Raw genomic sequence first — 26266 nt, 5'->3', positions numbered from 1 at the left:
TATGATTAAGTTTTTCCCTAATATTAGAACACTTGTTGAGATTGGACCTTTTTCAATCCAATGGTATGCTGTTTTAATTATGTCGGGTGCTTATCTGGCTTATTATGTAAGTAAGAGAAATCTTGTAAAAGTTGGATATAAAGTTGAAGACATTGAAGATATGTTTATGGGTGCCTTAGTATTTGGTTTTATTGGTGCTCGAATTTGGTATGTATTATTCTCGTCGGATTTAATGGGATACCTCAGCAATCCGATTAGTATTATTAAGATTTGGGAAGGTGGCCTTGCAATTCAAGGTGGTCTCATTGGTGGGGCTGTCTTTGGATACATCTTTGCGAAGAAACGAAGATTGAATTTTATCCAATGGGCTGATTTAATCGTTCCTAACATTCTTATTGCACAAGCAATTGGTCGTTGGGGAAACTTTATGAACCAAGAAGCATACGGCAACATTGTTTCGCCAGAATACTATGCAAAATTCCCTGAGTTTATTCGTACGATGATGTTTATTGATGGAAGTTACCGTCAACCAACATTCTTATTTGAAAGCGTCGCGAATATTGTTGGATGGGTATTAATTGTCTTAGTGTTGAAGCGATTCAGTAAAATTAAACGTGGAGATTTAACATTCTCATATCTTATGTGGTATGGAGTAACACGCTTCTTTATTGAAGGATTCCGTGATGATAGTTTATGGATTGGACCTTTAAGAATTGCTCAAGTTATCTCATTGATATTTGTTGTGATTGGTCTTATTGGTTATTTTGGAGGCTTTAAAGCCTTGATGCCAAGCAATAAACCGATTATCTTATTTGATTTCGATGGAACACTTGCGGATACTCAAGAATGCATTCTCTTAACATTTAAAGAAGTATTCAAAAAACATAAACCAGATCATGAACTAACTGAAGAAGAATTATATTCGTTTTTAGGCCCGACATTGAGTGCAACCTTTAGCCTTTACTTCGAAGAAGCCAAAATAGCAGAAGTCATTGAGGATTATCAACGCATTAATGCATCACTTCACGAAGAACATGTTAAAGAAATTAAAGATGCGAAGCATGTGTTGGATAGTTTGCAAAAAGATGGCTATCGTATGGGGCTTGTTTCAAATAAACGTAAAACTGCACTTGAATTAGGATTAAAAGTAACGGGATTAGATGGTTACTATGAAGTTGTACTAGGTGGAGATGAGTTTGAACCAGCAAAACCAGATCCAGCAGGAATTGACAAGGCATTAGAGATTATGAATGTCGATCGTGGTAATGTTATTTATGTAGGTGATACTGCATCTGATGTGATTGCTGGCAAGCGGGCAGGTTCGTTTACAATCGGTTTCGTATTTGATAGGATACGAGAGAAGGATTTAAGAGATTCAAATCCGAACCGTGTCATTGATGATTTAAATGACATATTAGAAATTGTGAAGGAGGATCACCCATGGACAGTAACTATGATGTAATAATAATTGGGGCAGGACCTGCTGGCTTAACAGCTGCGGTTTATGCGGGTCGTGCTGGACTTAAAACAGCAATGTTGGAACCAGAAGCACCCGGAGGAAAAATGGTTAAAACAGATATTATCTGTAACTACCCAGGTGTTGATAATGTAACTGGTGTCGATCTTTCTATGAAGATGTTTGAACATTCAACTTCTTATGGTACTGAGTACCTCTATGGTCGTGTTGTAGAGATTGTAGACGAAGGGGATTGGAAAATCGTTAAGACAGAAGATGGCAATAGTTATCAGTCACATGTTGTGATTGTTGCGACTGGAACTAATGAAAGAACCTTAGGATTTGCAGGAGATGATGCTTTGTTAGGTCATGGTCTATCCTATTGTGCAGTGTGTGATGGCGCATTCTTTAAAGAAAAACATGTTGTAGTTATCGGTGGTGGTAACTCAGCTCTTGAAGAATCAGTTTACCTGACACAGTTTGCAAAAAAAGTAACACTTGTAATTCGTCGTGATGTATTTAGAGGCGATGATTCATCACAAAGACAAGTATTGAATAATGACAAAATTGAAGTATTAAGAAAACATGTTCCGGTTGACTATATTGAGAAAGATGGTCGTATCGCCGGAATGAAATTCAAGAATGTTGATACTGAGGAAGTTTGTGAAATTGATGCAGAGGGGGTCTTCCCATATATTGGTGCTATCCCTGCAACAGATTTCTTAAAAAATCATGAAGGTGTTCTTGATTCGGAAGGATATATGATTGTAGGAGATGATTTACAATCTGTTGTTCCTGGAATCTATGGGGCAGGAGATGTCATTCAAAAACATCTTCGTCAAATCGTAACAGCAACGAGTGATGGTGCGGTTACAGCTCAAAACGCATTTAGTTATATACAAGATCTTAAATCTAAGGCATAGCCTTAGATTTTTGCTATAATAAGGACAGAGGTGTGAACATGGAAAACAAAAAAGTTATCTTAGTTACAGGAATGTCAGGAGCTGGAAAAACAAGTGCAATGGCTGTGTTGGAAGACTTGGGTTACCATTGTATTGACCGCTTTCCGAGTTTCTTATTAAAAGATCTTATTAAAATGATTATGGAAGGAAAAGATGGCGACTATCAAAATGTAGCGCTATCTGTTTCAGCTAAAGATTTCGATGTATTTTACCGTGCATTTAAAAATGTTGATGTGGAGCTTCTTGTGCTCTTCCTAGAGGCAAATAAGGAACAATTACTCTTACGTTATAAATATAACCGTCGTAATCACCCCCTTATTGTTGCGAACCTAGCAAATGGTCTCGAAGAGGCGATTGATGCTGAGATTGAAGAGTTTTCTAATATTAAATCTTCGGCTTCAATCATTATTGACACGACATTTTTAACACAAGCAAACCTTACGTCACGAATTAAACGCTTCTTTGCAATCGAGGGAAAAGAAGCCTTGTCAGTTAGCTTCATTTCGTTTGGTTATCGTAAGGGACTCCCCATGGATGCTGACTTAGTATTTGATGTTAGATTTCTAAAGAACCCATACTGGGACGAGGAGTTAAGATCAAAAAGTGGTAATGATGAACGTGTGTTTGATTACGTAATTAATGATGAAAAAACGCAAGAGTTCTTAGGCAAACTTACAGATTATCTTGAGTACACGATGAAAACATATAAAGATGAATCCAAACACTTACTTACCGTCGCAATTGGATGTACAGGTGGGCAACACCGTTCTGTGTCCATTGTAAACTGGTTGTATAAAAATTATCGAAAAGAATATAACGTCTATAAAGACCATCGTGATGCTGTTGAGGTCTATCATGATTAAGGTTGTAGTTATCGGAGGGGGAAAGGGCCAATCGGCACTGCTTCGAGGACTGAAAAATATTGAAGATATTCATCTCACTGCTATTGTTACTGTGGCAGACGACGGTGGAAGTACGGGTCGCTTACGTGAAGAATTTGATATTCCTGGTATGGGAGATATTCGAAACGTTATGGTAGCACTAGCTGAATCGGAAACGATGATTTCGCAAATCATGAATTATCGTTTTGATGAATCGAAGCGTTCATCGCTTGCTGGGCACAATCTTGGGAATCTTATTCTAACGGCACTAACTGAAGAATCAGGAAGCTTTATGGGAGCTGTCACCAACATGTCGAAGGTATTAAATGTTAAGGGGGATGTATTCCCAGCTTCGACAGATGTGATTACGTTATGTGCGCGAATGGAAGATGGAACGATTGTTCGTGGCGAATCCAACATACCTAAGTACTTAAACTCAATCGAAGAAGTTTACTATGATGTTGTAGTGGAAGCTACGAAAGAATCTGTCGCAGCGATTCAATCAGCTGACATAATCTTATTCGGAGTTGGATCGCTTTATACATCCATTATTCCGAATGTTATTATTCCTGAAATCAATGAGGCCATTCGAACAAGTAAAGCTAAAAAAGTTTATTACTGTAACGCTATGAGTCAACCGGGAGAAACCGAAGGATATACAGGTGAAGATCATGTTGATGCGATTATCAAGCATGGTGTTGAACACATTGATCTTGTTGTCCGTGCATCGGATAAAGTACCGGAAGATGTCATCCGAAACTATCAAGAAGAAGGCAGTCATATGATTCGTTTTGCTCATGAAAATCATGACTATGCTATTTTATCGCAAGAATTATTAGAATTTAAAAATCGAAGAATACGTCATTCACACACCAAGGTGAGTGATGGTTTTAAAGAAATATTGGAGGCTTTGGAATGTCCTTTAGCAGTGAAGTAAAACATGAAATAAGTAACGTGGAGATGGATTCATGTTGTGAAAGAGCGATGCTATCTGCATTTTTACACATTAATTCCAATTTGTTGATTGTAAATAAACAAATGCAATTACAGATTGAAATTGAGAATGCAACGATTGCGAAACGCATGTTTTCAATTTTAAAAAATCGTTATGATGTAGAAATAGAATTAAAAGTAGTTAAGAAACAAAATCTTAATAAAAATAATGTCTATATTCTTCGTGTTTTATCACAAGGAATTGAAATCTTGGAGGACTTGGGAATTTATACATCCCGAGGTATGAGACACACACCTTCAAGTGTTATTACGGTTAAACCGTGTTGTAAGCAAGCATATCTGGGTGGCGCATTCCTTGCGGGTGGGAGCATTAATGCTCCAACAACGCCAAATTATCACTTGGAGATTGCTACTGTTGATGATGAACTTGCTGAGTTTATCAAGAAACTTTTTGAATACCAAGATATTAATGCGAAAATTACAAAACGTCGTAACAAATATGTTGTTTATGTAAAAGCTGCTGATCATATCGCGGACTTCTTAAAGGTTACGGGAGCTCATGTGAAAACTCTTGAATTTGAGGATGTTCGTATTCAAAGAGATTTCAAGAACTCTTTAATTCGTTTGGACAACTGTGAAGTTGCTAATGAGGTAAAAAGTATTCAAGCGGGAAATAAACAGATTGATGCGATTCAGAAATTAATCGAACATAATCGCTATAATTATCTTGAACCAAGATTGATTCAAGTTGCAGACTTAAGAATGCAGTATCCAGAAGCAAGCTTGAATGAATTGATATATGAATATGAAGAAATTCATGGAGAGACAATCAGTAAATCAGGATTACAACATCGATTTAAGAAAATCATTGAAATCGCAAGTAAGTTAGATTAAATTTGCGAAATTAAGTGAAGCGGTGTCGCAGTATCGCAATGAGTTAAGTTCGTGATATAATTACGCAAAAGGTGGTTAGTCGGATGTATTATTTATTATTTATTCTCTTATTAGTTATGTTGGTAAGTATTTTACCGCAATTATTTGTTTTTGGAGTGGGTGTTTGGGCAGTTGTTACGGTTATTCGTGTAATCAAATATTTGATCAATCCGAATGCATCAACAACGAGACAACGTACCTACTATCAAGGTGGTTCTCAAGATAGAACAACCAGAAGTCAATCGCAATCACGTAATAAAGATGTGATTGATGTTGAATATACTGAACGTGAAGTTAAGGATGATTCTGAATAGACAAGGAGCGCTGATCTATGATTCGAAAGATTGATGAGTCGATGAAAAATCGTTATTTTTCGATGCAAGTTATGGATCGTGATGTTACGGATACACAACGTAAGCAGTATTGCGATACATTGTTTAAAAATCATACAGGTAAAAGTCATGAAAATGATCATGGGGAAAATGACGCTATGATCATGGTTGATGAAAAAGAACTTGTACTCCATCATAAACATCTCAGTGTATCTTATCTTCATCATGGTGTTCATGATTCTGTAGAAGCAATGGAAACTCTTGTTGAGGCAATTGTAGAAGAATCGGCACAAAAACATCTCTTAACATTAGTTCAAAGCAATGATGTCGAATTGTTCGAATCATTGGGCTTTGAAACAGTCGTTGACATGTACCGTTATAATATGAATTCATCAATTGTACCTGAATTTGGTGTTGATGGCATTGTGCTTGATCCGAAAAGTGATGAGCTTTTGAGTGCCTATCAGAATTTTTCAAAGCATTTTGATGGTTATTTTGAGCGTGATATCCAATATTACGACGAAATGAAACAATACTTGAAATCGATGGGTGGTAGCATCGTTGGGTTAACCGCTAATGGAAAACTGGTTGGCTATCTTTTGTTTATCAATTATAAAACATCGATCGAAGTGTTGGAGTGTTGCTATGATAAGAGTGGTACACTTTTAAAGCTCTTGTCGTTTGCATCGCGTGGAAAAGCGCGAATTGTAATGTATTGTTCTGTATTTGAGAAGATTGAAAAGATTCTACCGGAATCGCGTCGTGAAAAGGTTCCGTTCATATTAGCGAAGGTGAATGACCAAGAACTTTTTGAACGGTTATTTCATATAAAAATTATATCTGCCTACTCTGCTTTTAACGCATTTGGTAAAGCAATTTGGAATCGTGATTTCTATTAGGTTGTTAGTTAACTCACAATTGACAAGCATGTCTAATAGTATATAATAGTTATGTCAGTTATAAGGAGGAATTACACTATGACAGTTAAAGTAGCAATTAACGGATTTGGACGTATTGGACGTTTAGCAACTCGTTTAATTCTTGATTCAGAAAACATGGAAATTGTAGCAATCAATGACTTAACAGATGCAAAAACATTGGCTCACTTATTCAAATATGACTCAGCTCAAGGTCGTTTAGGAAAAGAAGTTGAAGTTAAAGAAGGTGCATTCGTAGTTGATGGAAAAGAAATCAAAGTATTAAGCGAACGCGACCCTAAAAACTTACCTTGGAAAGAATTAGGTATCGACGTAGTTATCGAAAGTACAGGTTTCTTCACAACTGAAGAAAAAGCTGGCCTTCACTTAGAAGCTGGTGCACGTAAAGTTATTATCTCAGCACCTGCAACAGGAGATATCAAAACAGTTGTTTACAACACAAACCACGAAATCTTAGATGGTTCAGAAACAATCATCTCTGGTGCTTCATGTACAACAAACTGCTTAGCTCCAATGGCTAAAGTATTAAACGACGAATACGGAATTGTACAAGGTACAATGACAACAATTCACGCTTATACAAATGATCAAAATACATTAGATGGACCTCACCCTAAAGGTGACTTACGTCGTGCACGTGCTGCAGCAGAAAACATTATCCCTAACTCAACAGGTGCTGCTAAAGCAATCGGTCTTGTAATTCCTGAATTACAAGGTAAATTAGATGGTGGTGCACACCGTGTTCCTGTAATCACAGGTTCAATTACAGAATTAGTAGCTGTAGTTGGAAAAGAAGTTACAGTTGAAGAAGTTAACGCAGCAATGAAAGCAGCAGCTAACGAATCATACGGATATACAGAAGATCCAATCGTTTCTTCAGATATCATCGGTATGTCATTCGGTTCATTGTTTGACGCAACACAAACTAAAGTACAAACAATCGGTGGTGTTACATTAGTTAAAGTTGCTTCATGGTATGATAACGAAATGTCATATACAAACCAATTGGTTCGTACAGCACATTACGTAGCTTCAAAATTCTAATTTGAAACAACTAAAACTACCTCTTTGAGGTAGTTTTTTTTATCGTTATGGTTATGGTATACTTATCATGAATTGGAGGCAGAACATATGAGATTATATAATTCGAAAACAAATACAATTGAAGAATTTATCCCCATTAAAGAAAATGAGGTTTCTTTATATGTCTGTGGACCGACTGTATACAATTATGCACATATTGGTAACGCACGTCCCATCGTGGTTTTTGATCTCTTACGACGCGTATTAGAGGCGAATCAATACCATGTTAAGATGGTTTCTAACTTTACAGATGTTGATGATAAGATTATTAAGAAAGCGTTGGATGAAAATGTAAGTGAACGCGAAATTTCTGATCGATACATTGAGGCATATAATCGTATTCGTAGTGAGCTTCATGCTGAAGGTCTTGCTGCGACGCCGCGAGTTACAGATACCATGGACGAAATTATAGCGTTTATTGAAGAATTGGTGAACGATGGCTATGCTTATGCTGTCAAAGGTGATGTGTACTTTAGAGTGAATAAAGTACAATCTTACGGTGAAGTGTCTTCTCAGAATATTGAAGAATTGATTGTGGGAAGTCGTATTGAAGAGAATAGTAACAAAGAAAACCCTCTGGACTTCGTATTGTGGAAAAACACTGATGATACCGGAATTAAATGGGATTCCCCTTGGGGTAAAGGTAGACCTGGGTGGCATACTGAGTGTGTCGTGATGATTCAAGATGAGTTTAAAATGAATCGAATTGATATTCATGGTGGAGGTCAAGATTTAAAATTCCCACATCATGAAAATGAGTCGGCACAATGTAAGGCACTTCATGATCACGACCTTGCAAATTACTGGGTTCATAATGCGATGGTAAACTTTGCTGGCGAGAAGATGAGTAAATCTTTAGGCAACGTTGTATGGGCTCAAGACTATATCGAAGAGTTGGGAGCAAATCTTACACGTTGGTTACTTTTATCAACACATTATCGCTTAGTGTTGAATATTACGGATGACTTAATTTCTCAGTCACGTAAAGAACTTGATAAAATAGAAACAGTCTTACGTCAAGCATCTCTTGAATTACAGGTTCATCACGCTATGGATCAAGGGTCCTTGTCCGAAACATATGCGTCTTTTATTGAGAACTTAAATGATGACCTTAATGTTGCAAATGCTCAAGTAGTTCTCTTTGAAGAAGTTAAAGCACTGAATTCTGCTTTAAGATTAAGAGAAAAAAATATGCATGATGTTGCGAAACATTATCATACAATTCGTAAAATGATGGATGTACTGGGTGTTGTCATTGAAGAAAAAATCTTAGATGATGCAGATATTGAACTCTTGAGTGCATGGACACTTGCAAAACAAGAAAAACGCTTTGATGATGCTGATGGTTATCGTCAAAAACTGATTGAGAAAGGAATTATCTAATGAATCATTCTGGAAACGTGCTTGCCTTTATTGGTGATGCAGTTTTATCATTACAGGTTAGAGAATACCTTGTATCAATTGGGATTAGTAAGACAAAACAGTTACAAGAAACATCTGTAAAATATGTTAGTGCGAAAGCACAAGCAAACTATATGATGACTTTAATAGAGTCGGATTCTTTAACTGAAGAAGAAATGGTTATGTATAAAAGAGGTAGAAATGCAAAGTCAGCTTCGATTGCGAAAAATGCGGATGTCACAACATATCGCATTGCAACAGGATTTGAAGCGTTGTGGGGATACTTATATCTAACACAGCAAAATGAACGATTAACATTCCTTTGGAATGAATTTAAAGAGATGGTAGACATACGATGAAAGATTATATATTTGGCCGAAATACAGTAACGGCAACATTAAAACAAGGAACAAAGCCTAAACATGTGTATTTATTTAATAAGGGCAATTACCCAGAAATAGTTTCTTTGTGTAAAGAAATGGGAGTCCGACCTCAATTTGTAGATAAACAAGTTTTAGACCGTATGGTTAAAGGTGCGCATCAAGGTATTGTTATGGAAGTTGAAGGATACGAGTATACAGACATTGAAACGATTGTAGCTAATGCTCAAACAAAACTAATTGTTGTCTGTGATCAACTTGAAGATCCTCATAATTTAGGTGCAATCTTAAGAAGTTGTGATGCAGTCAATGCGGATGGTGTCGTAGTTGGTAAAAACCGTAGTGTTGGTCTAAATGCAACTGTCGCAAAAGTATCGACAGGAGCTATTAATACTGTTCCTGTTGCGCAAGTTACAAACTTGGTGCAAACATTGAATTATTTAAAAGAAAATGGCTATTGGGTTGTTGCAGCTGAAAATGGTGTTGATGCTGTCGAATATGACACATTTAATGTGGATGTTCCCATTGCTCTTGTTGTTGGATCAGAAGGAAAAGGTGTTTCAAGATTGGTTAAGAAAGAATGTGATATTCTTACGACCATTCCAATGCATGGTACCGTTAATTCACTAAATGTATCAGTTGCAACGGGAATCCTTCTTTTTGATATTGTGCGTAGAAGAAAATAACATAGTATTGGGGGATATTATGATTGGTGATTATGAATATCTTTACATGATTCGCCAAAATGATCGGAGTGCCATGGACCGGGTACATCAAAATTTTAATTGTTTGATGTGGAAAAGGGCGCACGATCATTTTTCAATTCAGAAACCACAAGGAATTGGTGTTGAAGATTTATATCAAGAAGGCTATATTGGTTTTTATGAGTCACTGTTTTCATATCAGGAATCACGTGGTGTCGGGTTTGCTTTTTATGTGAACCTTTGTGTTGTATCAAGTGTTAAGACGGCACTTCGAAAATGTCGAGGACAGTCGTATAGGCTTCTCGATAGTCGGTATTCATTGGATATGAGTATCGCTGAAGATGACTCCATCTTTTTATCAGATCTTGTTGAATCAAGAGATATAAGATCGAATCCGCAACTCATGGCTAATTATTACGAAGCTCAGGTATACTTGAGAGGGGTCCTGTCGAAGATGACTTTGGTCGAACAGCGGGTGTTTGAACTTCGTGAAGAAGGTTATGGTTATCAGGAAATTGCTGATAAATTAGGGATAACACCTAAGAAAGTGGATAATATCGTCCAAAAACTAAGACGAATTGTAATTCGAGAGGCGTGATGATTAGACATCAAAACGCCCCTTTTTTAGAGGTGATATTACTTGGATATAAATTGACTTTGAGATAGTGTTTATGATAAAGTAATAGAGCACGAAAGTGGGGTTTTTTTATTATGGCTAATAAACGTGAAAAAGTGATTCTTGTTTGTAAAGATTGTTTGTCAAGAAACTACACCACAAGTAGAAATCATGCAACAGTTCAAGAGAGATTAGAAGTTAAAAAGTTTTGTAAACGTTGTGGAAAACACACAATACATTGTGAGACAAAGTAGGAGGAAATCAATATGAGTTGGTTTAGTATCGCTGGAATTAAAGAAGAAATACGAAAAATTCGTTGGCCTAACCGTAAGGAAATGTCACGTAATACTACAATCGTAATTACGTTTGTACTTTTCTTTGTTGCCTATTTCTTTTTAACAGAGTTTGTATTAATTCGCGCACTTAAGTTGTTAGGAATTGGTGGTTAATAATGGAAGATAAACAATGGTATGTTGTAAATACCTATTCAGGTCATGAAAACCGTGTTAAAGAAAACTTGGAACGCCGTGTTGAATCAATGGGGATTGAAGACGCGTTATTCCGTATTCTTGTAGCGGAAGAAAAAGAAATTGAATATAAAAACGGAAAAAAAGTAGAGAAAATGCGTAACTTATTTCCAGGTTATTTATTTGTAGAAATGATTATGACAGATGAAGCTTGGTATATTGTACGTAATACTCCCGGTGTTACAGGATTTATCGGTTCATCAGGTGGTGGGGCAAAACCTTTCCCTGTTTCTCCTGAAGAAATCGAGTCGATCTTACGCCGTATGGGTATGAGTGATCAAAAGCTTATTGTGGATTTCGAAGTTGGAGATACTGTTCGTATCTTGGCAGGACCTTTTGCTGGAATTGAAGGAACTGTTGATAGTATGAATGATGACTCTCAAACTGCTATGATTCTAACGATATTGTTTGGTCGTGAAACGCCAACGGAAATTTCCTACGCAGATTTAGAGAGATTATAGTCTCATAATGCCCCATTTGATATGGAAATATCTAATGGGGCATTTTTATTCTAATTTTATGAATTAATGTGAATTGGTAAAAAACGATTCGTATTATTGTATAATAGACAATGTAATTAAACAATTGGAAGGTGTAATTATGAGTTATTACGGTATCGGATCTGCAACTGGTAAAATCATCCTTATGGGTGAACATGCTGTTGTATATGGGAAACCTGCGATTGCGTTACCATTCTCGGAAGCGAGAATTGAAACGCGAGTAGAGTTCCATGATCGTGAAACAACCATTGATTGCCTGTACTACAATGGTCCTTTAGCGATGGCGCCAACTGTAATTGGCGGGATTAAAGAACTGATTGAAGTGACACTGGATTATATTAAAAAAGATAATTTTGGAATGCATTTAAAAGTTGTGTCAACCTTACCACCACAACGTGGATTGGGTTCGTCTGCAGCTGTATCGGTTTCGATAGTGCGTGCTATTTTTGATGCATATCGTATTCGCTTATCGGATGATGATTTAAGTTATCTTGTCACTATTGCGGAAAAAATTCACCATATTAATCCTTCGGGACTGGATGCAAATACCATTGCATCTGGGAAAGCGGTATTTTTTGAAAGAGGAAAAGATCGCCAAGTTATCTCTATGGATTTGGATGCTGTGCTTGTTGTGGCAGATACAGGACAAATGGGTCAAACGAAATTAGCAGTACAAGAAGTTAATGATTTACTAGAAAAAAATCCAGCTGAAGTTGAAGCAATGATGAATCGTTTGGAAGCACTTACGAATGAATCACGTATTTATCTTCAATCGAATGCTGTTATTGAAATGGGACGCTGTATGAATGAAGCACATCAATTACTTCGTAACATTAATGTCAGTGATGAATTATTGGATCATCTGACTCAAGTTGCGATTGAAAATGGTGCTAAAGGAGCGAAACTTACTGGAAGTGGTAAGGGTGGCTGTATGATTGCTTTATGTCATAGTGTTCAAAGTGCTGAGCGTGTTGCAGCGAAACTTGTGGAAGCAGGTGCGGTCGCAACATGGCTTTATGATTTAAAAGGAAATGATATTAATGGTTAAGGTGGTTAGAGCCTATACAAATATTGCCTTAATTAAATATTGGGGCAAAGCGGATCGCCGATTAAAGATACCTTGTAATTCAAGTTTATCTTTAACTTTAGATCAATTCTATACAGAAACTTCTGTAAACTACGATACATCGCTTGAGAGCGATGTTTTCTTGCTTGATGGAGTCTTGGTGGATAACAAGGTTTCGCGTCGTGTATTCGAGTTTATGGACGTTGTGAGAGAGCGTTACAACATAAAAGAGTATGCACGAATTGAATCTTATAATCATGTTCCACAAGAAGCAGGGCTTGCATCCTCTGCATCTGCTTTTGCGGCACTTGCTAAGGCTAGTACTCTACATTTAAATTTAGATGATGAAGAGGTATCGCGTCTTGCTCGATTGGGTTCTGGTTCTGCATCACGTTCTATTTATGGTGGATTTGTTGTTTGGAATCGTGGTAGCCAACATGATGATAGCTATGCGAAGCCAATTGAGATGGAGCCATGGCATGATTTTAGAATGGTTGTATGTATCTTAAACGATGGTTTAAAGCCATATCCAAGTAGTGTTGCTATGAATGTCACGCAAGATGAATCACCTTATTTTGATGCGTGGGTTTGTGAAGCACAAAATGATATTGAACAGATGACGACATATGTTATTAATCATGATATTGAAAATGTGGGTCTTTTAGCTCAAAAGAATGCTCTTAAAATGCATGCATCTTTAATGGCGGCGAATATGTGGTATTTTGAACCGAAGACACTTGAAATCATGAATATTGTGAGAGAACTTCAAAAAACAATTCCTGTGTACTTTACGATGGACGCAGGACCGAATGTAAAAATAATGACAACTGAAGAACATGTCGATGTTCTTTTAGAACACTTACGTGATGTGAAAACAGTTGTTTGTAAACCAGGTAAAGGGATCGAAGTCTATGATCGTTAATCATTATCCGGGAAAACTTTTCTTAATGGGTGAGTATGCGATTATGGAATCGAATCAGCCTGCTATCATTGCGGCTGTTAATCGTACGATTGAAGCAAGCATTGAGTCCAGTGAAACATATTACTTTGAATCAAAGTATGGTATTTTACGTGGTGAAGCGTTGTTTGAAAACAAACATCCCATGAAACAAGTTGATGCAGCAGTGAAGGCTGCGCATCAATACCTGGATATGAAAAAGATTACAAGACATCCTTTTTCGTTAAAACTTAAAAGTAATTTAGAAGAAGACAACATTAAGTTTGGTTTCGGTTCAAGTGGAGTTGTGATTGTGGCGGTCATTGATTCTATATTGAGATTCCATAGTGTTTCACTTACAAAACTAGAACTGTTTAAGTTAGCGGTGATTGCGCAACATGAAACGAGTGATGTGAGTTCTGGTGGTGACATTGCAGCCTGTGTTTATGGTGGTGTCATAAAATATGAGCGTTATGATACTGAGTGGCTCAAGAACAATCTTAGTTTACAAAATATTGAGTCCGATTGGCCAAAGTTAAAGATTGAGTCTCTAAACTTTGATGCTTATGAACTGGCGGTTGGTTGGACACAGAAACAAAATATTACGAAATCCTTCACAGACTCGGTAAGACAGCAGAGTATTGTTGATAAACAGTACTATGTAAACTTCCTAGAAGAAGCGAAAAGAGCGACATTAAGTTTTGAAGAAGCACTAAAAAGAGAAAATTATGACTTAATAAAAAAAGAATGTGAAACATACCGAGACATCATGAAAAAACTAGGAATCTGGGCTGAAATTGATATTGAAACTGAGTCCTTAAGTTTGTTAATAAATGATGCGATTGATGTTGGTTTTGCTAGCAAGATTTCTGGTTCTGGAGGTGGCGATTGTGGTATTGCCATTATCGAGAAAGAAAACCCAGAGAAGATGCCATATTTAAAGAAAAAATGGTCAAAACATGGTATCCTATATTTAGATATAAAGGTAAGTGATTAAATGAGATCGAAAAGAAAAGATGAACACGTAAAACTCGCCTTAAAACAAGGTGATTATGATAATGATTTTAATAAAGTTCGTTACATTCATAATAGCTTCCCTAATTGCAACTTCAGTGATGTGAAACTAGATGCTCACTATTTAAATCAAGATTTTGAGACTCCGGTTTACATCAATGCAATGACTGGTGGAAGTGAAAGTACACGAATCATAAATGGTAACTTAGCGAAAATGGCTAAGCGTTTTAACTTGGCAATGTCTGTAGGGTCACAGCATGTAGCTTTGGATAACCCTGAATATGAGTCAAGTTTTAGTATCGTAAGAGATGTAAATCCAGATGGTTTTGTGATTGGAAATGTGAGTGCGAATGCTACAGTAGAAGAAGCACAAAGAGCAATCGCGATGATTGATGCGAACGCTTTAGGAATCCATATTAATATTGCCCAGGAAATTACAATGGATGAGGGTGATCGAGAGTTCTCTCACTGGCTTGAACACATTCGCGCAATTGTTGACGGCGTTGACGTTCCGGTTATTGTTAAAGAAGTGGGCTTTGGAATGAGTCATGATACTGTACAACAAATTATTGATTGTGGTGTAAAACATGTTGATGTGAGTGGTCGTGGTGGCACAAACTTTGTTTGGATTGAGAATGAACGTTCGCAAGATAAACGTTATGAATATCTCGCTGATTGGGGTATTACACCCGTTGAATCGTTGCTCATGACACGAGATTTACATCAAAACATTGAGGTACTTGCATCGGGTGGGGTAAAAACGCCACTTGATGTCGTGAAACTTTTGACACTTGGAGCCAAAGGTGTGGGAATATCAGGTCAATTTCTAAAATTCTCACAACTTCCTGAAGAAGAAATGATGGAAGAGTGCGGTAAGTTCTTAGAGGATATTCGAAAGTGTATGATTCTCATTGGTGTTACACGTGTTGATCAACTTCCTACAGTAAATTATGAACTACAAGAAAGTCTGGGGAAATATCATGAAGCAAAATAAATCAATTATTGTCGGAATTATCGTTTCACTTGTATTGGGTTTAATTGCTACAGGGTATATTGTTTCCCAAACGCGATGTACAGCAGATGGAGAAACCGTTTGTTACGATAAAAAAACTGAAATGTTTAGAATCGAAGAAAATGCAAAAATACTGATTCAAGTCGAAAGTGAATCATTGGGGGAGTATGCCGTTAAAACATGGAATGAACTTCATCCAGAAAACGAAGGTGCACTAACTTATGCAGTGAGTAATCCTTTAGGTATTGATGTGTTATCGAAAGAGTTTCCATATGATGTTATGGTTGTGAAACAAAATGATGCTGCTTACTTTGTTGATAAGTTTTTAGACCTTGGCTCTGATATGGATTCAATTGTAGGGTCTAAAATTCCGGTACAACTTCAAGATACAATTAATCTTAAAGGATATTACTTAGTTCAAAACAGTATTACTGGTAGTTTATTTGCTTACAATGAAACATTAATGAAAGAATTGAACTTTGATACTAAAGATGAGAATAAAGATGGTCTACCAGATGTGTTTGAAACGTGGGACTTAATCTTTAAAAATGCAGATAAGATTCAAGAAAAAATTGATGTTGTCTTTCCACTCACTTTCGTTGATCAAGAATCATTCTATCCATTTTTAACTGGTGGACGTTGGACTTTGAACTTGACAAAAAAAGGTTCTAAACCTGGATTTGATAGCCGTGAATTTTCAGATGGTCTTGAACTAATTGAGTTATTTGGGAATGTTGTCCTTGATAAAACGGTAGCTATTGAAGAACCGAAACCTGAAGAAGTAAAACCAGTGGACCAAACAACGAAACCCGCTGAGGTTAAAGAAGATACTAAGGATACAAAGGATACAGACAAACCAAAAGAATCTGAATCACCATCCGATTCTGATAAAGAAGACGTAAAACCTAAAATGATCGTGAAAGCTGAGGATTTGAAGTGGCAATACGAAAGTGCATTTTTCAATCGCCAGTCGCTCTTCACAATCATCTCCGATTTTGATCTTGCGAAAGAATACTCGGAATCAACAGGCGATGTTTATAAGTTTGCACCTTTCCCTAAGTTTGATAAACACCATCTGACACCACGAGGTGAAGTGGATGGCTACGTTGGAAACGGTGAGACTCAATATCCTTCAGCAACTGCTGAAGCAATACGTATTCTTAGAACTGGTGAAGCAGTTTCTATATTCCAAAAGAGTACTGGAAAAATTCCTGTATATCATCGTACTAACATGGAAGATCTTAATATTCAAGATGTAGAAGTGTTGGATAAAATTAAAGCATATAATTTCCACGATACACCTCCAGTAATGGCATTGGATAATAACCCCAATAGATTGGCTCGCAGCCTCTACACAGAAGTTGATATTATGGAACCACTACGTAAGTTATTCAATAAAGAAATAACACGCGATGAAGCAGTGAAGCAAATTGTGCAATTAACTAATGATTGGTTAAAAGAAAATGATACAATGAAAGAAGAATAAAATTCTTCTTTTTTTGTGGAGGTGGCGGATGAAGTGGTCAGAACTAATTGAGTCAGAAAGAGAAAAGAACTACTTTAAAGACTTAGAACGATATGTGAGTGAAGAAAGAAATGAATACACAGTATATCCAAGTGACGATAAAGTTTACCAAGCATTTGATTATGTAGAATATGAAGATGTGAAGGTTGTGATATTGGGACAAGATCCTTACCATCAACCTGGTCAAGCAATGGGATTAAGCTTCTCGGTTCAATCAGATCAACCGCTTCCCAAAAGTCTTATCAATATCTATAAAGAACTTAAAGATGATGTCGGTGTGACAAAAGATAATGGTGATTTGAGTGGTTGGGCAAAACAAGGGGTATTTTTACTTAACACACTCCTAACTGTGAGAGAGAGTGAACCGTTATCGCATCAGAAAAAAGGATGGGAATCATTTACTGATACAGTTATTAAAGTATTAGGGAAAAGAGAAGCTCCAATGGTATTTATTCTATGGGGTAAGAAGGCACAAGAAAAGAAAGTATACATTGAGCCTCAACATCTAATTATTGAATCAGCACACCCATCACCTTTGGGTGCATACCGAGGCTTTTGGAAATCAAAACCCTTTTCAAAAACAAATGAATTTTTAATAGAGAAGGGCATGAAGCCCATTGATTGGAGTAAGTAATGTTTAATGATATTGAAACTGCGATTCAGACAGTAATGTCGCGTCGAAATAAAACGTATGGTATTGAACGGTTTAAAGAGGCGTTAGCGTCTTTAGGAAATCCTCAAGACAAACTTCGTTGTATCCATATTGGTGGTACCAATGGTAAAGGATCTACGACTAATATGGTACGAACCATACTGCAAGAAGCAGGATATAAAGTAGGGTCTTTCACATCACCGCATCTTGTCGTACATAATGATCGAATTCGAATTAATAATATTCAAATCGATGATGAAACATTTTTACGATATATTAATCAATCACTTCCCCTATGGGATGAGTATGAACTGAGTATGTTTGAAATTGATATGCTTATCTCTATTTGGTATTTCTTGGATGAACGTGTCGATTATGTTGTCTATGAAGTCGGTTTAGGGGGGCGTTTGGATGCGACCAATGTGATTACACCGCTAGTTTCAGCAATCACAAACGTTGGCTTTGATCATCAAGGTATTCTTGGAAATACACTGACTGAGATTGCGACAGAAAAATCGTATATCATTAAAGAAAATGTACCGTTCTTTACCATGATTGATCATAAAGAACCGCTCGAAGTTGTTTTAAATCGAGCAATTAGCATGAACTCAGAATATCGACAAATGTGTATCCCAATGTATCACTTAAAAGATAAAACATATTACTTTGATCATGAGAACATTGAGTTTGAAATTACAAACCAAGGTAGTTATCAAGTTGCGAACGCTTCTCTCGCAGTGTCGATCGTGAAACATCTTCTTCCAGGCTTAAAAAATGAAGTCTTTCAAAAAGCAATTCGAGAAGCGAGTTGGGCAGGAAGGTTTGAAGAAATTATTCCTGGTATTTACATTGATGGAGCACACAATGAAATGGGGATTGCGCGACTTGTGGAAAGTATGCAAATTCTACCGAAACCTTGGACCGTTATCTTTACAGCATTGAAAGACAAAGATTATAGTCCGATGTTATCAGAGCTTGAACGTGCATTTGATACGGTGATTGTGACAGAGTTTGATTTCTATCGTGCTGCAAGCGCTCAAGAACTTGCGCTAAACCATCGTGTAGAAGTAATTGCTGATTATCATCAAGCAATTCAAAAAGGTCTTGAGTTGAAGCAAGAGGGAACACTTGTAATTACGGGATCATTATATTTTATATCTGAAGTTAGAGAATATATGAAAAAAAGGTATTAGCAGTTGCTAATACCTTCTGTTTATAAAACTTTACTCAAAAATTCTTGAGTTCGTTTATTTTGAGGATTATCAAAGATTTGTTCTGGAGTTCCTTCTTCAGCAATGATTCCTTCATCCATAAAGAGAATTCGATCGGAAATTTTCTTTGCGAAGTTCATCTCGTGAGTCACAATAACAATCGTCATTCCAGATTGTGCTAAGTTTTGAATAACATCGAGAACATCCTTAACCATTTCTGGATCAAGAGCGGATGTCGGTTCATCAAATAACATAACTTTAGGATTCATTGCAAGTGCACGAACAATTGCAAGACGTTGCTTTTGCCCACCGGATAATTTCTTAGGGGATTCTTCTGCTTTAGCTTGAAGGCCAACCATTTCTAGAAGTTTCATAGCTTCTTGATTGATAACTTCTTTTGAAACTTTCTTTTCAAGAATGGGTGTGATTGTGATGTTTTCAATCACTGAGAGATGGGGGAATATATTGAAATGTTGAAATACCATTCCCATTTCTTGTCGTAAGTTATTCAGTGATTTGTCTTTAGGATCTAGCGTTTTACCATCGAAAACAATTGTTCCTGACGTCGGTGTTTCTAAAAGATTGAGACATCTCAAGAACGTAGATTTTCCGGATCCTGAAGGGCCAATAATAGAAACAACTTCACCTTCTTGAATGGTTGTTGATATGCCTTTAAGAACGGATAATGAACCAAAGGATTTATGAAGATCTTTAATTTCGAGAAGATTCTTAGTCATTTTCAATCAACTTCCTTTCTGCAAACTTCACAAGTCTCGATGAGATAAATGTGAGGACAAAGTACAATGAACCAACAATGATCAATGATGCGATTGATAAGTGTGTTGCACTATTTACAATCGATTGAGAAGTCATAAGACTTGTAACAAAGAATACAGATGCAATTGAAGTTTCCTTAATCATAGTTACAAACTCATTACCCAAGGCAGGCAAGATGTTTTTAATGGCTTGCGGTAAAATAATTTTACGCATCATGTTGGAACGAGACATCCCTAAACTTTGAGCAGCTTCAAATTGTCCTTTATCAACAGCTTGAAGTCCCGCTCTAAATATTTCTGTAACGTAAGCACTGGAGTTCACAATTAATGCACAGATAACCCAAAATGTTTCATCGAATGTATTTCCTGTGTAGAGTGCACCACCGTATACAAATAACCACATTTGTAGAAGGAGTGGAGTTCCTCTAAAGATTTCAACATAACAGTTTACAATGCCACGGATGACTTTAAATCGTGATCGTTGTCCTAATGCGAGAATTGCACCAAGGAGGGTTCCAAGAACCACAACGATTAAGGACATCCAAAGTGTACCGATAACACCTTCTATATAAACCTGATGGTATTTAGCCCAAAGGTTAATAATATCATTTAACATAAGTTACTCCTTCAGTTTTAAACACCAAGTTCTTTAGCAAGTTCAAGAGCATCATTCATCCATTGTGTGTAGAGGTTATCTTGTAACATTTCTTCGATGATTTTGTTGATTTCTTCAATAAGTTCAGTATCACCTTTAGGTCCAATAACTTTAGTACCTTGATCATCGGATGCTTCAAATTTCACATCCGCAATCATAAGGTTATCGTGAGCGTTAATGAATGTTTCTCCTGATGAACATGAGATTGCTACTGCATCTACTTTTCCAAGTGAGAGTTGAATGACTGCATCATCCAATTGTGCTACTAATTTTTTGTTTGATTCAGGAATTTCTTCGTTTACATATTTTTCTTGAAGTGAAGCACTTTGAACAGCAACTGTCTTACCTTTGAAGTCTTCAAGTGATTTATATTGATCATTTGTACTTTGGTCAATGAGGAATCCTTGGCATGTAGATTCAGTAGTGTCATATGTTTTACTGAAGACAACTTGTTCGGCACGTTCTTCACTATAAGTGAATCCTGAAATCCCGATATCATATTTACCCATTGAAACTGCTCCCGCAATATCTTTGAATTCTAAAGGTTTAATAACAAGTTTAACTCCAAGTTTGTCAGCGATATATTTAGCTAATTCTACATCAGCACCAACGTAACGGTCTTGACCTTCTTTGGTAGCGTCCATAAATTCATACGGTGCATAGTCTGGTGAGATTGCTACAACAATTTCGCCTTTTTCTTTAATTGTTTTTAATTTAGATTCTTTAGTGCTTGCGCTTGTACATCCAGTAATAAGTAATAATGCTAATAAAAGTGTGAATAATTTTTTCATATGTGATCTCCCTATCTTCTTATTCGTTAATGATTGTGTTTTGAATTGTTAGAAGCCACATCGTCGTCGCGTTAATTGAGTTGTTTTCATGTTCTCTCTCTCCTTTTTTGAGATCTAGGAACAAAAAAACGTCCCTAGATATATTTATCTAGAGACGTATAATACGCGGTACCACTCTAATTGCCTTATTTAGTAATAAGACCTCTTTCCTGTAACGCTAGGTTTGCGGTTTCTCCTACTAAGTTCAAAGAAACATCTCCCAAGTGCGTTTCATTCATCATCAATTTCTTAGGCTTCCACCAACCCTAATTCGCTATAAATTTTTAATGAACTACTCTCTTGTTCGTCGATTTAAGTGTAATAATAAACCAATCTAAGATTGTTGTCAACAATAATTATCTTAGTAATTTTGAGAAAAAGTTAAAATTCTGCTTAATTATTGGACATTTTTCCCCACAGTTTTATAAGCGTTGATAACAAAATCTTCATAATTTACGAAGGAATAACGAATCATTTTAGGATCACTCACAGGGATTCCTTTTTCTTCAAAGAAGTCAAACATTGCATTGAAGTCATGACGTTCTGGATCATCCTTATAAAAGGTTCGGTCTAGGTTAAGCTGATATGTTTTACCGTCATAGGTGACCATGTTGATAACGAAAAATTCCCGGTTTCGATACATTTGACGACGACGGTGATCCAAACCTTGAATGCTACCATGTCCATGTGTATCAAACATAATTTCCATTGATTTAATATTCTCATAGGGGATGTGTATCGATTTTCTTCGTCCGAAAATTCCTTTGATGGTTTTAATTAAGGCAATAAATCCACGAGTGTCGTCCACATCGATGTAATCTTCATAAACACCAAAATAAGAATAATAAGTCTTGAAGTCGAATGGACTGACAATTGAAATTAAAAACATGCTTGATATTCCGAGTAAAACAAAGAGACCTCTTTCTTGGGGTTCCCAAGAAGTGTTAATAAATGCAAATGAAAATAGCAATGTAGGAATAAGTGCAGAGAAGATGACGGGTTTGAAACTGCGTGGTTTTCCAAACAGAAATGGAAGTTTGAGTATTGAATCAGTATCAACAATTCCTTTATTTTTCGCATCAAAATAATTGAGGATTTTTTGTTTCTGACCTGCGTCAGGAAATTCTCTCCGCGATTCCCAAAGAATAATTTGTTCCAAAGGAACTCCAAGTTCATTGCCTAAATCTGATTGTGTCATATTGTATTTCTTACGAAACTTTTTCATATATTCATGTAGTAGCATAATCTCTACCTCCTATCAAAATCATAGGATAAGTATGATGAAATATCACGCACTTAATAGTTGCGAAGCACTGTTTAGTAGCTATAATATGAAAATTAAGATTCTTTTTTTAGTTTGTAAGCTTCTTCAATAAATTCGTACTCGTGATGAATGGATTCTAATATCTTGCAGGGGTCCATAATCTTGATATCGTTTTTATAGAGATAACAACAGATTGAATAGAAGTATTGGTTTTCTTTTGAACTTGGGTAATATACGGAGTCTAAATCAAGTGTATAAATATCGTTCTCATTTGTCTTCAATGTCATAAAAAAGGATTCTCTAACAAGATACATCTGACGTGGTCGATAATCCATTCCATCAGAACCTTGATATCCAGAAGTATCAAAGTGGATGGTGATACTTTGAATTGACTTTAAAGGAATAAATTTAGTGGATCTCTTACCGAAAAGACTTTTAAGGATTTTAATTGAGGAAAGTTTTCCAGTTGTTGTATCTACTTCAATACCTTGACGGTGCACCGTGAAGTAAGAATAGTATCGTTTGAAATCAAATGGAGTAAGTGATCGGATGATTCCAATAGAAAAGATCCCTGCGAAAAGGGGGATGAGACGGAGGGACAAATCACCTGTTTCTAAAAGAGATGCGATAAATAATAAACAGGGAAAAAAAGAAGCCACAAAAAGAGGTTTCTTACTTTTAGGTTTTCCAAAATCAAAGGGTGTTGGAAAGTTAAGTTTCTCTTTGACAAGGTCATCAAGTGGAATCGATAGAATATCACTGAGTAAAATGAGATTATCAATGCTTGGATAGGATTCCCCGTTTTCCCACTTTGAAATGGATTGACGTGACAAATACATTTTTTCAGCAAGTTGTTCCTGAGTAAGTCCAGCTGCTTGACGATAGATTTTAATTTGATTATTAAGAATCATAAGATTCCTCCCAACACGTGTTAAAGATAGTTTATCATAAATTGTGATAGCACTACGGGTGATATGAAGTAATTAAAAAGTGCAATATGCTAGTTGGGGTAGATTTCGCAAGATTACACATGATATTGCATCAAAATAATGTAAGGCCTATGGTATAATACATGAGAACGGAGGATTTTTATGGAAGATCTAACATTAGTAATTTTAGCTGCTGGAATGGGAAGCCGTTATGGTGGATTGAAACAAATTGATAAGTTTGGTAAAAGCGGTGAGGCGATTATTGACTTTTCAATTTATGATGCCATCCAAGCAGGATTTAACAAATTAGTTTTAATCATTCGTGAAGAGCACGAAGCCATTTTTGAAGAAGAATTGGTTGCTAAGATTCGTCCTCATATCAATGTGGAATATGCATTCCAAAATATTAAAGATGTACCTGAGTGGTTTGAAGGTGTTGAAGGCCGTGAAAAACCATGGGGAACAACACATGCATTATTAAGTGCTAGAAAACATGTTACAGGACCATTTATGATTATCAATGCTGATGATTATTATGGAAAACAAGCATTCGTTGAAATGGCAAAATTCTTGAAAGAATCTGTAGCTGATGATAAAGCATCAATGATGGGTTATATTGTTGATAATACAATTACAGATAACGGAACTGTTACACGTGGTGTATGTAAAGATAAAGAAGGTTTCCTAGTGGATATCGTTGAAACAGATGGTATCAAACGTACAGACAAGGGTGTTGTAGGTGGACCTGATGAGGCACTTATCCCTGATGGAACCTTAGTATCAATGAACTTCTGGGGCTTCACACCGGCAATCTTCGATTTAATGGACAGCAAATTTGAGCGTTTCCTTAAAGAAGATGTAGCAGGAAATCCAATGAAAGCAGAAGCGTTGTTACCAAACGATGTGGGATCATTAATTGATGATGGTAAATTGTCAGTTCAAATATTACAAACACCTGATCGTTGGTTTGGTGTTACATACCAAGAAGATAAACCAATGGTATTGGCACAATTCGATAAATTCCAAACTGATGGAACTTACCCAAGTAAACTTTGGAAATAATTAAAAGAGAGTACTCTATGAAACGAGTGCTCTTTTTCATGCTTGTGATATAATGGTGGGCGTATGGAGAAGTTAAAAATGTCTAAAATTGAAAAGCATAAAATGAGTATTTTTGTAGTTCTAAATCTCTTACTAACCATTGGTATGAATTTAGGGCATCCTGTAACACCAACTTTGATTAAAAGTTTGGGCTTACCGCCAAGAGTTTTTGGTATTTCTTTCGCGGCGATGTGTTTTAGTAATTTTATTTTCGCACTCGTGTGGTCGAATGTAGCGAATGGTATGAAAAAGAGTAGAATCTTGATGATTTCAGCAATAGGATATGCGCTAACACAGATTATGTTTGGCTATTCTACGACTGAACTTCAAATTTATGGTGCACGATTGCTTAGTGGTATCTTTGCTGGAGGATTTCAGGTAGGGCTCATGAGTTATGTTGTGAATGAGTCACCGGAAGATAGTCAAGCACGTTATATAACGATTAATTCTATTTTGATCAGTGTGGGTGCTGCCTTAGGTTTTTTCCTAGGTGGAATGATTGGTGACATCTCCGTCAGACTTACGTTTGTTATCCAAGCGATATTAGATGTCGTGGTGGGTGTAGCTATGTACCTGTTGCTAGGACCTTATGAAAGTGTTGAAGAACACCTTGAATTGAGTATGATTAAAGATTCAAACCCCTTGAACATTGTTAAAAAATCAAAGCATTTACTCAGAGATATTATTTTAATTCTAATGATTGTGAACCTTGTCTCATCAATAGGAGTAACCCTGTTTGATCAAAGCTTCAACTATTACATTAAAGATATCTTTAATTTTAAACCCAGCCAAAATGGTTTAATTAAAGCAGTGACTGGTGTCTTTGCTCTTGTATTAAACGTGATACTGATTCGCATGGGAAGAAAGAAAAAGGGACAGGAGTCAATTTTAATTGTCGTATTACTTATCATGGGTGTTACGTCACTTTGGGTCGCAAACTTAAGAACTGCAGCAATGTTTGTGGGAATATCGTTAATCTGGTTTGGTGTTTATACCATGATGATACCACTACTTCAAAACTCAATCATTGCCCGTAAACACAGTGTCGAAGAAGGGAATCAAATTTCGGGGCTATACAATTCAGTTCTCATGTTAGGGAAGATTGCTGGAGCATTGTTGACGTCGTACACTTATTCTAAAAATCCGTTATCACCATTTTGGGTGGCAGGAGTTACGTTCTTGTTTTCTGGCTGCTTGTTGATTTTTGGTAAGAAGAAATATCAGTCCTGAGAAAAAGGTTGTCATAAGACGACCTTTTATTTAGATATGAATGACTGTAATGTTCCCGTCTTTAGTAATTGTTAGTTTTTGAGTTGAACCTTGAATGATTGTATTACTAGAGAATGCGGGGTGAAATTTCGGATCATCGCAAGAAATCATATTATAATTTGCTGGCGTATATGTAGGATCCAATGCTACAGCTGCTCGAAAATGGTTCATGGCCAGATTATAAAGTCCGTGCTTTAGTAAGACAATGCCCAGTAAGTTATGTGGAATTGCTGAGTCGGGCTTGTCTGCCATTGATAACGCTATTTTTTTGATTACATTTTGATAGTCCGAATCCGTGAGATGAGTTTCAACGTATTCTATCAGTTCTAATAAGTTATTTTCCATGATATGCTCCTTG

General features: G+C 36.5%; 30 protein-coding genes and 1 other annotated feature. Of the genes, 24 read left to right on the top strand and 6 right to left on the bottom strand.

The window, feature by feature from the left end:
* Window position 1: 1 nt before the first annotated feature.
* The 22 genes from lgt to H9L01_RS01830 all read left to right on the top strand — a co-directional run bounded on the left by lgt (window position 2) and on the right by H9L01_RS01830 (window position 19066).
* Window positions 2-1462 (top strand): prolipoprotein diacylglyceryl transferase, encoded by a 1461-nt coding sequence (gene lgt / locus H9L01_RS01935; protein WP_187534315.1) that lies wholly within the window; start codon window positions 2-4, stop codon window positions 1460-1462.
* On the top strand, window positions 1441-2379 hold the full coding sequence (locus H9L01_RS01930; RefSeq protein ID WP_187534313.1) for an NAD(P)/FAD-dependent oxidoreductase: 939 nt from the start codon (window positions 1441-1443) through the stop codon (window positions 2377-2379). The genes lgt and H9L01_RS01930 overlap by 22 nt, the downstream gene beginning before the upstream one ends.
* Before the next feature lie 38 nt (window positions 2380-2417).
* Window positions 2418-3281: an RNase adapter RapZ gene (gene rapZ / locus H9L01_RS01925; protein WP_187534311.1), complete on the top strand. Its 864-nt coding sequence runs from the start codon at window positions 2418-2420 to the stop codon at window positions 3279-3281.
* Window positions 3274-4236 (top strand): gluconeogenesis factor YvcK family protein, encoded by a 963-nt coding sequence (locus H9L01_RS01920; RefSeq protein ID WP_187534309.1) that lies wholly within the window; start codon window positions 3274-3276, stop codon window positions 4234-4236. The genes rapZ and H9L01_RS01920 overlap by 8 nt, the downstream gene beginning before the upstream one ends.
* Window positions 4215-5147, top strand: coding sequence for a DNA-binding protein WhiA (whiA, locus tag H9L01_RS01915; protein ID WP_187534307.1), 933 nt, complete (start codon window positions 4215-4217; stop codon window positions 5145-5147). The genes H9L01_RS01920 and whiA overlap by 22 nt, the downstream gene beginning before the upstream one ends.
* Before the next feature lie 83 nt (window positions 5148-5230).
* Complete coding sequence (locus H9L01_RS01910) at window positions 5231-5500, top strand: hypothetical protein (protein ID WP_187534305.1); 270 nt, start codon at window positions 5231-5233, stop codon at window positions 5498-5500.
* A 17-nt stretch (window positions 5501-5517) separates the two neighbouring features.
* A complete protein-coding gene (locus tag H9L01_RS01905) occupies window positions 5518-6417 on the top strand; it encodes a hypothetical protein (RefSeq protein ID WP_187534303.1) in 900 nt (299 codons plus the stop codon).
* Window positions 6418-6495: 78 nt separating this feature from the next.
* Window positions 6496-7500, top strand: a complete 1005-nt coding sequence (gap, locus tag H9L01_RS01900) for a type I glyceraldehyde-3-phosphate dehydrogenase (RefSeq protein WP_187534301.1) — start codon at window positions 6496-6498, stop codon at window positions 7498-7500.
* Between the two features lie 87 nt (window positions 7501-7587).
* Window positions 7588-8922: a cysteine--tRNA ligase gene (gene cysS / locus H9L01_RS01895; RefSeq protein ID WP_187534294.1), complete on the top strand. Its 1335-nt coding sequence runs from the start codon at window positions 7588-7590 to the stop codon at window positions 8920-8922.
* Complete coding sequence (locus H9L01_RS01890) at window positions 8922-9299, top strand: Mini-ribonuclease 3 (RefSeq protein WP_187534293.1); 378 nt, start codon at window positions 8922-8924, stop codon at window positions 9297-9299. Before cysS ends, H9L01_RS01890 begins: the two co-directional genes overlap by 1 nt.
* Entirely contained in the window at window positions 9296-10006 is a 711-nt protein-coding gene (rlmB, locus tag H9L01_RS01885) for a 23S rRNA (guanosine(2251)-2'-O)-methyltransferase RlmB (protein ID WP_187534291.1), read from the top strand. Before H9L01_RS01890 ends, rlmB begins: the two co-directional genes overlap by 4 nt.
* 106 nt (window positions 10007-10112) lie before the next feature.
* Window positions 10113-10622: a sigma-70 family RNA polymerase sigma factor gene (locus H9L01_RS01880; RefSeq protein ID WP_246449133.1), complete on the top strand. Its 510-nt coding sequence runs from the start codon at window positions 10113-10115 to the stop codon at window positions 10620-10622.
* 113 nt (window positions 10623-10735) lie between these two features.
* The gene (gene rpmG, locus H9L01_RS01875) at window positions 10736-10894 is read left to right on the top strand and encodes a 50S ribosomal protein L33 (RefSeq protein WP_187534288.1); all 159 of its coding nucleotides are present in this window, start codon (window positions 10736-10738) and stop codon (window positions 10892-10894) included.
* Window positions 10895-10906: 12 nt separating this feature from the next.
* Entirely contained in the window at window positions 10907-11089 is a 183-nt protein-coding gene (gene secE / locus H9L01_RS01870) for a preprotein translocase subunit SecE (RefSeq protein WP_187534286.1), read from the top strand.
* Window positions 11090-11091: 2 nt separating this feature from the next.
* Window positions 11092-11628: a transcription termination/antitermination protein NusG gene (gene nusG / locus H9L01_RS01865; protein ID WP_187534284.1), complete on the top strand. Its 537-nt coding sequence runs from the start codon at window positions 11092-11094 to the stop codon at window positions 11626-11628.
* Window positions 11629-11767: 139 nt separating this feature from the next.
* Window positions 11768-12715: a mevalonate kinase gene (gene mvk, locus H9L01_RS01860; protein WP_187534282.1), complete on the top strand. Its 948-nt coding sequence runs from the start codon at window positions 11768-11770 to the stop codon at window positions 12713-12715.
* Entirely contained in the window at window positions 12708-13655 is a 948-nt protein-coding gene (gene mvaD / locus H9L01_RS01855; RefSeq protein WP_187534280.1) for a diphosphomevalonate decarboxylase, read from the top strand. Before mvk ends, mvaD begins: the two co-directional genes overlap by 8 nt.
* Window positions 13645-14667 carry a phosphomevalonate kinase gene (locus H9L01_RS01850; protein WP_187534278.1) on the top strand — a complete coding sequence of 341 codons (1023 nt, stop codon included), beginning with the start codon at window positions 13645-13647 and terminating at the stop codon, window positions 14665-14667. The genes mvaD and H9L01_RS01850 overlap by 11 nt, the downstream gene beginning before the upstream one ends.
* Window positions 14668-15678, top strand: coding sequence for a type 2 isopentenyl-diphosphate Delta-isomerase (fni, locus tag H9L01_RS01845; RefSeq protein WP_187534276.1), 1011 nt, complete (start codon window positions 14668-14670; stop codon window positions 15676-15678).
* Window positions 15635-17182: a type 2 periplasmic-binding domain-containing protein gene (locus tag H9L01_RS01840; protein WP_187534274.1), complete on the top strand. Its 1548-nt coding sequence runs from the start codon at window positions 15635-15637 to the stop codon at window positions 17180-17182. The genes fni and H9L01_RS01840 overlap by 44 nt, the downstream gene beginning before the upstream one ends.
* Before the next feature lie 28 nt (window positions 17183-17210).
* Window positions 17211-17855, top strand: a complete 645-nt coding sequence (locus H9L01_RS01835) for a uracil-DNA glycosylase (RefSeq protein WP_187534272.1) — start codon at window positions 17211-17213, stop codon at window positions 17853-17855.
* Window positions 17855-19066, top strand: a complete 1212-nt coding sequence (locus H9L01_RS01830) for a bifunctional folylpolyglutamate synthase/dihydrofolate synthase (RefSeq protein ID WP_187534270.1) — start codon at window positions 17855-17857, stop codon at window positions 19064-19066. Before H9L01_RS01835 ends, H9L01_RS01830 begins: the two co-directional genes overlap by 1 nt.
* A gap of 20 nt (window positions 19067-19086) precedes the next feature.
* Here the strand turns inward: H9L01_RS01830 and H9L01_RS01825 are convergent, their stop codons facing one another.
* From H9L01_RS01825 to H9L01_RS01805, 5 genes are all read right to left on the bottom strand, one after another.
* The gene (locus tag H9L01_RS01825) at window positions 19087-19821 is read right to left on the bottom strand and encodes an amino acid ABC transporter ATP-binding protein (protein WP_187534269.1); all 735 of its coding nucleotides are present in this window, start codon (window positions 19819-19821) and stop codon (window positions 19087-19089) included.
* Window positions 19814-20476: an amino acid ABC transporter permease gene (locus tag H9L01_RS01820; protein ID WP_187534267.1), complete on the bottom strand. Its 663-nt coding sequence runs from the start codon at window positions 20474-20476 to the stop codon at window positions 19814-19816. The genes H9L01_RS01825 and H9L01_RS01820 overlap by 8 nt, the downstream gene beginning before the upstream one ends.
* A 17-nt stretch (window positions 20477-20493) precedes the next feature.
* Entirely contained in the window at window positions 20494-21306 is an 813-nt protein-coding gene (locus H9L01_RS01815; RefSeq protein ID WP_187534265.1) for a transporter substrate-binding domain-containing protein, read from the bottom strand.
* Between the two features lie 147 nt (window positions 21307-21453).
* Window positions 21454-21662: a binding site (T-box leader), on the bottom strand.
* 80 nt (window positions 21663-21742) lie between these two features.
* Entirely contained in the window at window positions 21743-22588 is an 846-nt protein-coding gene (locus H9L01_RS01810; RefSeq protein ID WP_187534263.1) for a helix-turn-helix transcriptional regulator, read from the bottom strand.
* Between the two features lie 95 nt (window positions 22589-22683).
* Window positions 22684-23520 carry a helix-turn-helix transcriptional regulator gene (locus H9L01_RS01805; protein ID WP_187534262.1) on the bottom strand — a complete coding sequence of 279 codons (837 nt, stop codon included), beginning with the start codon at window positions 23518-23520 and terminating at the stop codon, window positions 22684-22686.
* 180 nt (window positions 23521-23700) lie between these two features.
* Here H9L01_RS01805 and H9L01_RS01800 point away from each other — a divergent pair, with 180 nt between their 5' ends.
* The gene (locus tag H9L01_RS01800) at window positions 23701-24600 is read left to right on the top strand and encodes a nucleotidyltransferase family protein (protein ID WP_187534260.1); all 900 of its coding nucleotides are present in this window, start codon (window positions 23701-23703) and stop codon (window positions 24598-24600) included.
* Window positions 24601-24663: 63 nt separating this feature from the next.
* Complete coding sequence (locus H9L01_RS01795) at window positions 24664-25869, top strand: MFS transporter (RefSeq protein WP_187534258.1); 1206 nt, start codon at window positions 24664-24666, stop codon at window positions 25867-25869.
* 30 nt (window positions 25870-25899) lie between these two features.
* Here the strand turns inward: H9L01_RS01795 and H9L01_RS01790 are convergent, their stop codons facing one another.
* Window positions 25900-26253, bottom strand: a complete 354-nt coding sequence (locus tag H9L01_RS01790; RefSeq protein ID WP_187534256.1) for a tetratricopeptide repeat protein — start codon at window positions 26251-26253, stop codon at window positions 25900-25902.
* Between the last annotated feature and the right edge of the window lie 13 nt (window positions 26254-26266).

Source organism: Erysipelothrix inopinata (assembly GCF_014396165.1).
GTDB classification, from domain to species: Bacteria; Bacillota_I; Bacilli_A; order Erysipelotrichales; family Erysipelotrichaceae; genus Erysipelothrix; species Erysipelothrix inopinata.
The sequence above is the reverse complement of the archived record's forward strand: the minus strand, read 5'-3'. Positions and strand labels throughout refer to the sequence as shown.

Excerpts from the sequence above, each read along its gene's own strand:
- lgt (WP_187534315.1), top strand. The coding sequence starts at position 2 with ATGATTAAGTTTTTCCCTAATATTAGAACACTTGTTGAGATTGGACCT.
- H9L01_RS01930 (WP_187534313.1), top strand. The coding sequence starts at position 1,441 with ATGGACAGTAACTATGATGTAATAATAATTGGGGCAGGACCTGCTGGC.
- rapZ (WP_187534311.1), top strand. The coding sequence starts at position 2,418 with ATGGAAAACAAAAAAGTTATCTTAGTTACAGGAATGTCAGGAGCTGGA.
- H9L01_RS01920 (WP_187534309.1), top strand. The coding sequence starts at position 3,274 with ATGATTAAGGTTGTAGTTATCGGAGGGGGAAAGGGCCAATCGGCACTG.
- whiA (WP_187534307.1), top strand. The coding sequence starts at position 4,215 with ATGTCCTTTAGCAGTGAAGTAAAACATGAAATAAGTAACGTGGAGATG.
- H9L01_RS01910 (WP_187534305.1), top strand. The coding sequence starts at position 5,231 with ATGTATTATTTATTATTTATTCTCTTATTAGTTATGTTGGTAAGTATT.
- H9L01_RS01905 (WP_187534303.1), top strand. The coding sequence starts at position 5,518 with ATGATTCGAAAGATTGATGAGTCGATGAAAAATCGTTATTTTTCGATG.
- gap (WP_187534301.1), top strand. The coding sequence starts at position 6,496 with ATGACAGTTAAAGTAGCAATTAACGGATTTGGACGTATTGGACGTTTA.
- cysS (WP_187534294.1), top strand. The coding sequence starts at position 7,588 with ATGAGATTATATAATTCGAAAACAAATACAATTGAAGAATTTATCCCC.
- H9L01_RS01890 (WP_187534293.1), top strand. The coding sequence starts at position 8,922 with ATGAATCATTCTGGAAACGTGCTTGCCTTTATTGGTGATGCAGTTTTA.
- rlmB (WP_187534291.1), top strand. The coding sequence starts at position 9,296 with ATGAAAGATTATATATTTGGCCGAAATACAGTAACGGCAACATTAAAA.
- H9L01_RS01880 (WP_246449133.1), top strand. The coding sequence starts at position 10,113 with ATGTGGAAAAGGGCGCACGATCATTTTTCAATTCAGAAACCACAAGGA.
- rpmG (WP_187534288.1), top strand. The coding sequence starts at position 10,736 with ATGGCTAATAAACGTGAAAAAGTGATTCTTGTTTGTAAAGATTGTTTG.
- secE (WP_187534286.1), top strand. The coding sequence starts at position 10,907 with ATGAGTTGGTTTAGTATCGCTGGAATTAAAGAAGAAATACGAAAAATT.
- nusG (WP_187534284.1), top strand. The coding sequence starts at position 11,092 with ATGGAAGATAAACAATGGTATGTTGTAAATACCTATTCAGGTCATGAA.
- mvk (WP_187534282.1), top strand. The coding sequence starts at position 11,768 with ATGAGTTATTACGGTATCGGATCTGCAACTGGTAAAATCATCCTTATG.
- mvaD (WP_187534280.1), top strand. The coding sequence starts at position 12,708 with ATGGTTAAGGTGGTTAGAGCCTATACAAATATTGCCTTAATTAAATAT.
- H9L01_RS01850 (WP_187534278.1), top strand. The coding sequence starts at position 13,645 with ATGATCGTTAATCATTATCCGGGAAAACTTTTCTTAATGGGTGAGTAT.
- fni (WP_187534276.1), top strand. The coding sequence starts at position 14,668 with ATGAGATCGAAAAGAAAAGATGAACACGTAAAACTCGCCTTAAAACAA.
- H9L01_RS01840 (WP_187534274.1), top strand. The coding sequence starts at position 15,635 with ATGAACTACAAGAAAGTCTGGGGAAATATCATGAAGCAAAATAAATCA.
- H9L01_RS01835 (WP_187534272.1), top strand. The coding sequence starts at position 17,211 with ATGAAGTGGTCAGAACTAATTGAGTCAGAAAGAGAAAAGAACTACTTT.
- H9L01_RS01830 (WP_187534270.1), top strand. The coding sequence starts at position 17,855 with ATGTTTAATGATATTGAAACTGCGATTCAGACAGTAATGTCGCGTCGA.
- H9L01_RS01825 (WP_187534269.1), bottom strand. The coding sequence starts at position 19,821 with ATGACTAAGAATCTTCTCGAAATTAAAGATCTTCATAAATCCTTTGGT.
- H9L01_RS01820 (WP_187534267.1), bottom strand. The coding sequence starts at position 20,476 with ATGTTAAATGATATTATTAACCTTTGGGCTAAATACCATCAGGTTTAT.
- H9L01_RS01815 (WP_187534265.1), bottom strand. The coding sequence starts at position 21,306 with ATGAAAAAATTATTCACACTTTTATTAGCATTATTACTTATTACTGGA.
- H9L01_RS01810 (WP_187534263.1), bottom strand. The coding sequence starts at position 22,588 with ATGCTACTACATGAATATATGAAAAAGTTTCGTAAGAAATACAATATG.
- H9L01_RS01805 (WP_187534262.1), bottom strand. The coding sequence starts at position 23,520 with ATGATTCTTAATAATCAAATTAAAATCTATCGTCAAGCAGCTGGACTT.
- H9L01_RS01800 (WP_187534260.1), top strand. The coding sequence starts at position 23,701 with ATGGAAGATCTAACATTAGTAATTTTAGCTGCTGGAATGGGAAGCCGT.
- H9L01_RS01795 (WP_187534258.1), top strand. The coding sequence starts at position 24,664 with ATGGAGAAGTTAAAAATGTCTAAAATTGAAAAGCATAAAATGAGTATT.
- H9L01_RS01790 (WP_187534256.1), bottom strand. The coding sequence starts at position 26,253 with ATGGAAAATAACTTATTAGAACTGATAGAATACGTTGAAACTCATCTC.